Source organism: Salegentibacter salinarum, assembly GCF_900168115.1.
Taxonomy (GTDB): domain Bacteria; phylum Bacteroidota; class Bacteroidia; order Flavobacteriales; family Flavobacteriaceae; genus Salegentibacter; species Salegentibacter salinarum.
The window spans coordinates 1-11,297 of sequence record NZ_FUZC01000029.1; the positions used below are offsets into that span (position 1 = coordinate 1).

10 protein-coding genes and 1 pseudogene are annotated in these 11,297 nt (G+C 37.5%); 6 read left to right on the plus strand and 5 right to left on the minus strand.

Annotated features, from left to right (window positions below; genetic code table 11):
• Nucleotides 1–413 (minus strand): annotated as a pseudogene (locus B5X53_RS18505) (transketolase); the annotation flags it as partial.
• A gap of 267 nt (nucleotides 414–680) precedes the next feature.
• Here B5X53_RS18505 and tgt point away from each other — a divergent pair.
• The 6 genes from tgt to B5X53_RS18535 all read left to right on the plus strand — a co-directional run bounded on the left by tgt (nucleotide 681) and on the right by B5X53_RS18535 (nucleotide 7,597).
• The gene (gene tgt, locus B5X53_RS18510; protein ID WP_079714694.1) at nucleotides 681–1,811 is read left to right on the plus strand and encodes a tRNA guanosine(34) transglycosylase Tgt; all 1,131 of its coding nucleotides are present in this window, start codon (nucleotides 681–683) and stop codon (nucleotides 1,809–1,811) included.
• A gap of 3 nt (nucleotides 1,812–1,814) precedes the next feature.
• Complete coding sequence (locus tag B5X53_RS18515; protein WP_079714695.1) at nucleotides 1,815–2,891, plus strand: LptF/LptG family permease; 1,077 nt, start codon at nucleotides 1,815–1,817, stop codon at nucleotides 2,889–2,891.
• A 99-nt stretch (nucleotides 2,892–2,990) separates the two neighbouring features.
• Nucleotides 2,991–3,944, plus strand: a complete 954-nt coding sequence (locus B5X53_RS18520; protein WP_075327587.1) for an acetyl-CoA carboxylase carboxyltransferase subunit alpha — start codon at nucleotides 2,991–2,993, stop codon at nucleotides 3,942–3,944.
• 167 nt (nucleotides 3,945–4,111) lie between these two features.
• Nucleotides 4,112–5,677: a replicative DNA helicase gene (gene dnaB / locus B5X53_RS18525; protein WP_079714696.1), complete on the plus strand. Its 1,566-nt coding sequence runs from the start codon at nucleotides 4,112–4,114 to the stop codon at nucleotides 5,675–5,677.
• 145 nt (nucleotides 5,678–5,822) lie between these two features.
• Complete coding sequence (locus tag B5X53_RS18530; RefSeq protein WP_079714700.1) at nucleotides 5,823–7,007, plus strand: asparagine synthetase B; 1,185 nt, start codon at nucleotides 5,823–5,825, stop codon at nucleotides 7,005–7,007.
• A 167-nt stretch (nucleotides 7,008–7,174) separates the two neighbouring features.
• Entirely contained in the window at nucleotides 7,175–7,597 is a 423-nt protein-coding gene (locus B5X53_RS18535; RefSeq protein ID WP_079714697.1) for a secondary thiamine-phosphate synthase enzyme YjbQ, read from the plus strand.
• Nucleotides 7,598–7,828: 231 nt separating this feature from the next.
• On the opposite strand, the gene rplT is transcribed toward B5X53_RS18535, so the two are convergent.
• The 4 genes from rplT to thrS all read right to left on the minus strand — a co-directional run bounded on the left by rplT (nucleotide 7,829) and on the right by thrS (nucleotide 11,078).
• The gene (gene rplT / locus B5X53_RS18540) at nucleotides 7,829–8,173 is read right to left on the minus strand and encodes a 50S ribosomal protein L20 (protein ID WP_075327584.1); all 345 of its coding nucleotides are present in this window, start codon (nucleotides 8,171–8,173) and stop codon (nucleotides 7,829–7,831) included.
• A 142-nt stretch (nucleotides 8,174–8,315) separates the two neighbouring features.
• Nucleotides 8,316–8,513 carry a 50S ribosomal protein L35 gene (gene rpmI / locus B5X53_RS18545; protein WP_079714698.1) on the minus strand — a complete coding sequence of 66 codons (198 nt, stop codon included), beginning with the start codon at nucleotides 8,511–8,513 and terminating at the stop codon, nucleotides 8,316–8,318.
• A gap of 43 nt (nucleotides 8,514–8,556) precedes the next feature.
• Entirely contained in the window at nucleotides 8,557–9,108 is a 552-nt protein-coding gene (gene infC / locus B5X53_RS18550) for a translation initiation factor IF-3 (RefSeq protein ID WP_075327583.1), read from the minus strand.
• A 23-nt stretch (nucleotides 9,109–9,131) separates the two neighbouring features.
• Nucleotides 9,132–11,078: a threonine--tRNA ligase gene (gene thrS, locus B5X53_RS18555; RefSeq protein WP_079714699.1), complete on the minus strand. Its 1,947-nt coding sequence runs from the start codon at nucleotides 11,076–11,078 to the stop codon at nucleotides 9,132–9,134.
• Between the last annotated feature and the right edge of the window lie 219 nt (nucleotides 11,079–11,297).

Below are 11,297 nucleotides of genomic sequence, written 5' to 3' on the forward strand. Positions count from 1 at the left end.
TTCAGCTTTTTAGCTTGCGCGGCACCAAGAGCAACCGACATTCCCTGTCCAAGTGAACCCGAGGCAACACGAATTCCCGGTAGGCCTTCGTGGGTTGTTGGGTGGCCCTGCAACCTGGAATCGATAAGTCGAAAAGTATTTAATTCATCTACAGGAAAATAACCGCTACGGGCTAAAACGCTGTAGAAAACCGGTGAAATATGGCCGTTAGAAAGGAAGAATAAATCTTCGTCTTTTCCATCCATATTAAATTCTGGCTTGTGCTCCATAATTCCGCCCTGGTACAAAGCGGTAAAAAACTCTGTACAGCCCAGCGAGCCTCCCGGGTGACCGGAATTCACCTTGTGAACCTGCCTTAAAATATCCCGGCGAACCTGGGTAGCAAAATCTTCTAATTCTTTGATTGTTGACATTAAAGTAAAATTGTGTTGTTAAAATAATAGCCACAAAAATAGCTTTTTATAAAGCTTTGTCAAAGTGCTTGCCTCCCAGTTATTAAGAAAACTAATGAAGTAACTAACAAATTTCTTTTTTTAACTACTTATATTTGATTTTTACTCGATAATCGAGATTTAAATGCTCTTAGGCTTGCCTCGAAATCAAAAAAAATATTTTAATGCCACTTGGGTTTGCCAAAAGGGGGTTTACTTAAGTATCTTTGCACTCACTTAAAAAGCACTATGAAATTTGATTTGTTGAGTACCGATGCCGGTAGTAAAGCCCGTGCCGGGACCATTACAACCGATCACGGTAAGATTGAAACTCCTATATTTATGCCTGTTGGAACAGTAGCTTCGGTTAAAGGAGTGCACCAGCGGGAACTTAAAGAAGACATTAATCCCGATATTATATTAGGAAATACCTATCACTTATATTTACGCCCCAAAACCGAAATTCTTAAGAAAGCCGGTGGTTTGCATAAGTTTATGAACTGGGACCGAAACATTTTAACCGATAGTGGCGGGTACCAGGTATATTCACTTTCGGCAAGGAGAAAGATTAAGGAAGAAGGTGTGAAGTTTAAATCGCATATAGATGGTTCCTACCACGTTTTTACGCCAGAAAATGTAATGGAAATTCAACGAACCATCGGTGCCGATATTATTATGGCTTTCGATGAATGCACACCTTATCCCTGCGATTATAAATACGCAAAACGTTCTATGCATATGACGCATAGATGGCTGGATAGGTGTGTGAATCATTTGAAAAAAGTAGATCCTTTATATGGGTTTGATCAAACACTTTTTCCTATAGTTCAGGGGAGCACTTATAAGGATTTACGAAAACAATCGGCAGAATATATCGCTTCAGTTGGCGCTGAAGGAAATGCTATTGGCGGACTTTCAGTAGGAGAACCGGCTGAAGAAATGTACGCGATGACCGAGGTTGTTACAGAAATTCTTCCGGAAGATAAACCGCGGTATCTAATGGGCGTGGGAACTCCTATAAATATTCTGGAAAATATTGCACTGGGTGTAGATATGTTTGATTGTGTGATGCCTACCAGGAATGCTCGTAACGGGATGCTTTTTACCGCACACGGTACTATTAATATTAAAAATAAAAAGTGGGAAGACGATTTCTCTCCTTTGGATGAAATGGGAACCACTTTTGCAGATAAAGATTATAGCAAAGCTTATGTAAGACATTTATTTAGTGTGAATGAACTTCTCGGCAAGCAAATTGCTACTATTCATAATCTCGGGTTTTATATGTGGTTGGTGCGTGAAGCCAGAAAACATATCTTAGCCGGAGATTTTACCAGCTGGAAGAATATGATGGTAAAACAAATGGACAAAAGACTTTAGAATTTGAAAATTTTAGATTGGTACATATTAAAACGTTATCTGGGAACTTTTTTCCTGATGCTTTTATTATTTATCCCAATTGGAATTACAGTTAATCTTGCTGAAAAAATTGGAAAGATCCTGGATAATGAAGTGCCTTTTATAGAAGTAGCCCTTTATTATGTGGACTTTACGATCTATTTTGCCAATTTACTATTTCCGCTTTTCCTGTTTTTATCGGTAATTTGGTTTACTTCCAAACTCGCTAATAATACCGAAATTATCGCTTTTTTAAGTAGTGGGGTTTCTTTTTGGAGGTTCTTGAGACCTTATCTTATTGGTGCTACCATTGTTTGCATTTTAGCATTAATCCTTGGAATGTTCCTCGCGCCAAAAGCTAGTAAAGGTTTTAATGAATTTAAATATGAATACCTCAAGAAAGGTTCGGAAACCCGCGAAACACGGGATGTCTACCGACAAATAAATGATAATGAATTTATTTATGCCAGCCATTTTCAGCCATTAGGGAAATCAGCGAGAAACTTTACTTTAGAGCATTTTGAAGGAAATAAACTTGAATATAAAATAAGTGCATCCAGCCTAAGATTTAACCCGGAAGACACCACTTATTCTTTAACAAACGTAAATAAAAGAATCGTTGGAGTAGATGAAGATTCTATTATTCATCAAAATAAACTGGACACTATTCTTCCTTTTGAATTTGATGAGCTTACTCCGGAAACTTATATCGCTGAAACCCTAAATTATAACGAGTTAAATGAATTCATTGAACAGGAACGCCGCCGGGGTTCGGGAAACATTAATAGATACCTTGTAGTAGCTTATAAAAGGTGGAGTATCCCTGTTTCAGCATTTATTTTAACTATTATAGCCGTTGCCGTATCTTCAATGAAACGTCGGGGAGGGATGGGTGTTAACCTTGCTGTAGGGATCACTTTGGCCTTCATTTTTATATTTTTTGATAAGGTCTTTGGTACTATGGCCGAGCAATCTACCTTTTCGCCATTAATTGCCGTTTGGTTTCCAAATATCAGTTTTGGAATTCTGGCAATTTTCCTGCTTTATCGAGCCAAAAGATAATTGAAGAAATTTCTCAAAATTTAATGGTCTTTGTGTATAATTCTTCCTTTCAAAGTTTGTTATATTTGTAGGCTAATAAAAAACAAAGCATAACAACTTATGGAATATTTAGAATTTGAATTACCCATTAAAGAGTTGGAAGAGCAGTACGCAAAAGCCTGTAACATAGGTGAAGAGAGCGATGTTGATGTTACGGCTACCTGCAGGCAAATTGAAAAAAAATTAAAGGAAACCCGAAAGGATATATATAAGAATTTAACGGCCTGGCAACGGGTTCAGCTTTCCAGGCATCCAAATCGTCCCTATACTTTGGATTATATAAATGCAATTTGTGGTGATACATTTTTAGAGCTTCACGGTGATAGAAATGTAAAAGACGATAAAGCTATGATTGGCGGTCTTGGTAAAATTGAAGACCAGAGTTTTATGTTTATCGGCCAGCAAAAAGGTTATAATACTAAAACGAGGCAGTATAGAAATTTTGGGATGGCAAATCCTGAAGGTTACCGTAAAGCTTTGCGTTTAATGAAATCTGCAGAGAAGTTTGGGCTTCCTGTGGTGACATTTGTAGATACTCCCGGTGCCTATCCCGGGCTTGAGGCCGAGGAGAGAGGCCAGGGGGAAGCTATTGCCCGAAATATTCTGGAAATGACGAGGCTTAAAGTGCCAATTATTGTAGTTATAATTGGTGAAGGTGCCAGTGGGGGTGCATTAGGAATTGGAGTTGGAGATAAGGTGATGATGCTTGAAAATACCTGGTATTCTGTAATTTCTCCTGAATCCTGTTCTTCTATTCTTTGGCGTAGCTGGGAATATAAAGAACAGGCGGCAGATGCTTTAAAGCTTACCGCTAAGGATATGAAAAAACAGAAACTTATAGACGAGATTGTAAAAGAACCAATTGGAGGTGCTCATAGCAATAGAGAGGAAACTTTTAATACGGTAAAAAATGCAATTTTAGGAGCTTATTCTGAATTTAAAAACTTATCACCAACAGATTTAGTTAATAAAAGAATGGATAAGTATTTAGATATGGGGGTTTTTAAAAGCTAACACCTTACATACCATAACTTCTTAAATTTCCGAAACCCTGGTTTCGGTTTTTTTTGCACTTATCAACACTATTATTAAGTTTTCAACAGGTGAATTGTTGATGACCGGTTAATTAAGTAAGTGAATTATAATTAAGATGCTCTTAACAAATTTTATACTTTCGTGATATGGAAAAAATCACCGCCCCACAACAATTTTCGGCAAAGAAAAGCAACGTTATTAGCCTTGAAAAAGGAAAACTTCCGCCACAAGCTGTTGATTTAGAAGAGGTTGTGTTAGGAGCAATGATGATTGATAAAAAAGGGGTAGATGAAATTATTGATATCCTAAGCCCTGATGCTTTCTACAAAAATTCCCATAAATTAATTTTTGAAGCCATACATAAACTCTTCGAAAACACAGAAGCGATTGACTTATTAACCGTTTCTAACCAATTAAAGAAAGATGGCAATTTTGAAAAAACCGGCGGCGATTATTACCTGATTCAGCTAACGCAGAAAGTATCATCTTCGGCGCATATTGAATTTCACGCGCGTATTATTCTTCAGAAATATATTCAACGGAGTTTAATAAAAATTTCCAACGAAATTATTGAAGAAGCTTATGACGAATCTACCGATGTTTTTGATCTTTTAGACAGCGCTGAAGCCAAATTATACGAAGTAACCCAGGGGAATATTCAAAAATCTACAGAGACTGCTCAGAGTTTAGTAATCCAGGCAAAAAATAGAATTGAAGAAATCTCCAATAAAGAAGGTTTAAGCGGTGTTCCTTCAGGTTTTGATAAGTTAGACAAGTTGACTTCCGGGTGGCAGCCCAGTGACCTTATTATTGTTGCTGCACGTCCCGGTATGGGTAAAACGGCCTTAACTTTATCTATGGCCAGGAATATTTCAGTAGGGCAAAATATGCCGGTAGCCTTTTTCTCCCTGGAAATGTCCGCAGTACAGTTAATTACTCGTTTAATTTCTTCGGAAACCGGTCTTTCTTCTGAAAAATTGAGAACCGGAAACCTCGAAAAGCACGAATGGGAACAGCTTAACGTAAAGGTGAAAGATTTAGAAAATGCGCCTTTATTTATAGATGATACGCCCTCACTTTCTATTTTTGATCTAAGGGCAAAAGCCAGAAGGTTAGCTTCTCAACACGGGATTAAGCTTATTGTAATTGATTATTTGCAGTTAATGACCGCCGGTGGAAGTCAAAAAGGAGGTGGAAACAGGGAGCAGGAAATTTCTACAATTTCCCGTAACCTTAAAGCACTGGCTAAAGAATTAAATATCCCTGTAATTGCACTATCCCAGTTATCACGTGCGGTAGAAACAAGGGGAGGAAGCAAGCGACCATTGTTATCCGACCTTAGGGAATCTGGAGCTATTGAGCAGGATGCCGATATTGTTTCCTTTATTTATCGTCCTGAATATTATAAAATTGAAGAATGGGATGATGAAGAGCGTACGCCAACCGATGGGCAGGGTGAATTTATTGTCGCCAAGCATAGAAACGGTGGACTGGAAAATATACGTCTTAAATTTATTGGTCATCTTGGTAAATTTGATAACTTAGAAGAGTTCGATTCGCCTTTTGAATATCATTCAAAAATGAATACAGGCGAGAATGATGAGAACGAATTTAATTCTCCAAACCTGCCAAATCCCAGTGCAAACGAAGCTTTTGGCAGCTCGATGAACAGTGGGTTTAATAATGATGACGATGACGAAGTGCCGTTTTAAAATTTCAAATAAAATAAAAGAGAATTCTTTAAATAATAACTTTCTAAAAGACCAGAAAAGCGGAAAAACAACCGTTTTTCTGGTCTTTTTTGTTTCGCTGCTTTTAAGTTGTTTTCAGGTTTCAGCTTCACAGCTGCTTATTCCTATGGATGAAGATTCTCAGAAGAACCATTTAAAAGCTTACGGAATTACTTATTTTGCCTTAGAAGAGGAGTTGGAGGTTCGATGGTTACTTAATTATCGCGGAGGTTCTTTTTTAATTTCTGATACCGAAGAGTTACGCAAAGAATGCCAAATACGCGGAGTTTCGTTTGAAGTAATCAGTGACGAGAAAACTCAGTCAATTTTAGAAGAAATTAGTAGTCCTTCCCAGAATAAGGAAAGCGTAGAACTGGAAAAAGCTCCCAAAATTGCTGTTTATTCCCCACAGGGAAATAAGCCCTGGGACGATGCTGTTACCATGGCTCTTACTTATGCTGAAATTCCTTATGAAACAATTTATGACGAAGCTGTACTAAACGATGCCCTGGTTTTGTATGACTGGCTGCATTTGCACCACGAAGATTTTACCGGGCAATACGGTAAATTTTACAGGACATTTAGAGCCACGCCCTGGTATATTCAGGAAAAGGAAGAATCAGAAGCTTTAGCTAAAAAGTTAGGTTATGATAAGGTTTCTGAAGAAAAATTAGCTGTTGCTTTAAAAATAAGGGATTATGTAGTTGGTGGCGGATTTATGTTTGCTATGTGTAGCGCTACAGATAGTTTTGATATTGCTCTTGCTGCCGAAGGAGTAGATATTGCCGAAACTATGTTTGACGGCGATCCCAGCGAGCCCGGTTATCAATCTAAAATAGATTTCAATAAAACATTCGCTTTTACCGATTTCACCCTGGAACGTAGCCCGATGGTTTACGAATTTTCTTCCATAGATATGACTGCAAAAAGAAGTATCCCGAAGGAAACCGATTATTTTACGCTAATGGATTTTTCGGCTAAATGGGATGTGGTGCCAACTATGCTCATACAAAATCATACCCGACTGGTTAAAGGATTTATGGGGCAAACTACTGCTTATAATCCCGACAATATTAAGGCCAATGTCCTGGTTATGGGAGAAAGTAAATTAAATAATGAAGCACGCTATATCCACGGAATAAAAGGAAAGGGCTTTTTTACTTTTTATGGCGGGCACGATCCAGAAGATTATCAGCATAGGGTAGGGGATCCAAAAACTGAATTAGAATTACACCCAACCTCACCCGGTTACCGACTTATTTTAAACAATGTGCTGTTTCCCGCTGCAAAGAAAAAACCACGAAAAACTTAAAATGAAGTGGGGTGCTTAAGTCTGATTAACTTAATATTAGTGATTCTTCTGGTATTGCATTTAACTGATATAATTAAATTGTCTTATTCAGTATATGCAGTATTGTTAATTTCAGTGGGGATTCTCACATTTACGGTAATATATTTAAAAAGTAAAAAGAAGTAATTATGAAGTTTTTTCAGAAGGAAGTAAAATTAAAAGCAAGATCAAGAGGTTTTCACATCGTGACAGATGAAGTAGAAGGTCAATTACCTGAATTAAAGGAAATCAATTCAGGAATGTTGAATGTTTTTATAAAGCATACTTCCGCAGGAATCACTATAAATGAAAACGCAGATCCTACCGTGCGCGATGATTTTGAAAGTCATTTTAATGAAATGGTTCCTGAAAATATGCCGTATTACAAACATACTTTGGAAGGATCTGATGATATGCCGGCGCATATTAAAGCTTCATTGCTGGGAAATTCACTTCAAATTCCGGTTACTAACGGAAGATTAAATTTAGGGACCTGGCAGGGAATTTATCTTGCAGAGCATAGAGATAATGGCGGTTCCCGAAAACTGGTTTTAAGTCTCTACGGTGTTTAAGAGGAGATACCTGCAGGCTGAATTACTGACTTAAATTTACACTGTTTATGAATGATAATATTGGTGTATTCCTGGCAAATAATAGGCCATTAATTATTTAGGGAGTTAATTAGAATCTTTGGCCAGAGAATAAATTAATCATTCGATACTTATTATCTAAACAAAAATAAGAACAAAAAAATCCGGTTCAAGGAACCGGATTTTTAAATAAGAGAGTATAATTGTTTGTATTTACTTTACTTTATCTACAACTGCTTTAAAAGCTTCTGGATGGTTCATCGCCAAATCGGCAAGTACCTTACGGTTTAAACCTATTCCATTTGCTTTCGCAGCTCCCATAAATTGAGAATAAGACATACCGTGTTCACGGGCTGCAGCGTTGATACGCAATATCCACAGTGAACGGAAATTACGTTTCTTTACTTTGCGGTCTCTGTATGAGTAAAGCATTGCTTTCTCTACCGCGTTTTTGGCTACTGTCCAAACGTTTTTACGACGTCCGAAATAACCTTTTGCTTGCTTAAGAACCTTTTTTCTTCTGGCTCTTTTTGCAACTGAATTTACTGATCTTGGCATATTTTTGTGTGTTTTGTAGCAGGCGGCAGGATAACTGCACTTTTAAAATAAGAAAAGATTCCAAATTTACATTTGAAACCCGATTTCAAATCTTGCCCAACTCCAGGGTTTTTAAATTATTTAAACCGTTAAGAGCTTATTGTTACTTTAAACGCAACATAAGTTTAACATTGGACTTATCGGCATCGTGTACTAAAGTACTATGCGTTAAAGCCAGCTTACGTTTTTTAGACTTCTTTGTTAAGATGTGACTTTTAAACGCGTGCTTTCTTTTTATTTTACCAGTACCGGTAAGCTTAAAACGCTTCTTGGCACTAGATTTTGTTTTCATTTTCGGCATGTTATCCTCTTTTTATATTATAACTCTCTTATTATTCTTTATACTATTTTGCTTTTCTTGGAGATAAAAACATTGTCATACGTTTTCCTTCCAGTTTTGGCATTTGTTCTACTTTTCCAAGTTCTTCCAGATCCTGGGCTAACCTAAGCAATAGAATTTCTCCTTTATCCTTAAATACGATAGATCTACCTTTAAAAAATACAAAAGCTTTAAGTTTTGCGCCGTCTTTTAAAAATTTCTCTGCGTTACGTTTTTTAAATTCGTAATCGTGATCATCGGTATTAGGACCAAAACGTATTTCTTTTACAACAACTTTACTCGCTTTGGCTTTCATTGCCTTTTCGCGCTTCTTTTGTTCATAAAGAAACTTTTTATAATCCATCGCTTTTACAACCGGGGGTTTAGCATCTGGAGATATTTCTACCAAATCCAAACCTAAATCTTCGGCTATGGTTAATGCTTCTTTGGTTGGATAAACGCCCATTTCTACATTATCACCTACAAGGCGAACTTCTTCTGCCCTGATTTTTTGGTTAATCCGGTGTTGATCCTCTTTAACTGCTCTAAGCGGTCTTTTCGATTTTTTTCTACGTATTGCTATGGCTGATCTATTTTTGGTTAAACTTCAAACGTCTTTAACGTTTTTTTGATTTCGTTATTTATAATCGCGGCAAAGTCTTCTACCGGCATTGTGCCAATATCGCCTTCCCCTCTTTTTCGTACAGAAACCGTACCATCCTGTTCTTCCTGTTCCCCTATAATTAACATATACGGGAATTTGTTCATTTCGGCTTCTCGAATTTTCTTCCCAATGGTTTCATTTCGGTTGTCTGCCAAAGCGCGAATTTCGTTATTTTCCAGCAAAGTTAAAACTTTTTGCGCGTATTTTTCATATTTCTCACTGATTGAGAGCACCATAGCTTGCTCAGGCATTAACCACAATGGAAAGTTACCCGCTGTATGTTCCAGTAAGATAGCGATAAAACGTTCCATACTACCAAAAGGTGCACGGTGAATCATTACCGGGCGGTGTGTCTCATTGTCACTTCCTTTGTAACTCAGTTCAAAACGTTCTGGCAGGTTATAATCTACCTGAATGGTGCCAAGTTGCCAGCTTCTGCCAAGTGCGTCCTTAACCATAAAGTCCAGTTTTGGTCCGTAGAAAGCGGCTTCCCCGGTTTCTACAACGTAATTTAATCCTTTTTCTTTAGCGGCATTTATGATGGCAGTTTCAGCTTTTTCCCAAACATCGTCAGATCCTATATACTTTTCCTTATTCTGCGGATCTCTTAATGACACCTGCGCGGTGAAGTTTTCAAAACCTAAAGAATCGAATACATATAAGGTAAGGTCAATTACTTTTTTGAATTCTTCATCTAATTGGTCTGGGGTACAAAAAATATGTGCATCATCCTGGGTAAAACCTCTCACTCTGGTTAAACCGTGTAATTCCCCACTTTGCTCATAACGGTAAACAGTGCCGAATTCAGCAAAACGTTTTGGAAGATCACGATAACTCCATGAGGTAGCGTTGTATATTTCACAGTGGTGCGGGCAGTTCATAGGTTTTAGTAAAAACTCTTCCCCTTCGTTTGGAGTTTTAATAGGCTGGAAACTGTCTTCGCCATATTTAGCATAGTGCCCTGAAGTTACATATAGTTCTTTCTGTCCAATATGCGGACTTACCACCATCTCGTAACCCGCTTTTTTCTGAGCTTTTTTCAAGAAATCTTCCAGGCGTTCTCTTAATGCAGCTCCTTTTGGAAGCCAAAGCGGAAGTCCCTGTCCAACTTTTTGAGAAAAGGTGAATAATTCAAGTTCTTTACCAAGTTTTCTGTGGTCCCTTTTCTTTGCTTCTTCAAGCAGTTCTAAATATTCTTTTAATTCTTTTTGCTTCGGAAATGATATTCCATAAACACGCGTTAACTGCGGATTTTTTTCGTCCCCGCGCCAGTATGCGCCGGCAACACTCATCAATTTTACCGCTTTTATAAACCCGGTATTCGGAATATGACCACCACGGCAAAGATCGGTAAAGTTAGCGTGATCGCAGAAAGTAATCTCACCGTCTTCCAGGTTTTCGATTAACTCTACTTTAAACTGATTATTTTGTTCCTTATAATAGGAGAGGGCATCTGCTTTTGAAACTTCCCTTAATTTAAAGTCATGTTTTTCACGTGCAATCTCAAGCATTCGGTCTTCGATCTTTTTAAAGTCGTTTTCCGAAATTTTATGTTCGCCAAAATCTACATCATAATAGAATCCATTTTCAATTGCCGGTCCAATGGTCAATTTAGAACCGGGATACATTTCTTCTATGGCCTGGGCCATTACGTGAGAGGTAGAATGCCAAAATGCTTTTTTGCCTTCGTCGTCTTTCCAGGTGAATAAGGTTAAACTTCCATCTGTAGTTAATGGCGTAGAAACTTCTACGATATTATTATTGAATTTTGCTGAAATTACGTTTCGGGCCAGTCCGGAGCTAATGCTATTAGCTACATCCATAGGAGTTGATCCTTTTTCAAATTCTTTTATACTGCCATCGGGCAAGCTTACCTTAATCATGTATATGTAGTTTTAATGAGCGCAAAGATAATAGGTTGATTTTGCCTGCGCAATATACTTATATATAAAGGAGAATAATTATTGCTGAAATTTAAAAAAGATGAGTTTTTCTTTATTCTGAAACATTAACTTCTCACCGTCTAAATTTTCTCAAAAATTTTTTATCTTACAAGTTCCTTTTATTGAGAAGTTTAGGGATTAGTTTTAAGATTTCTTTAA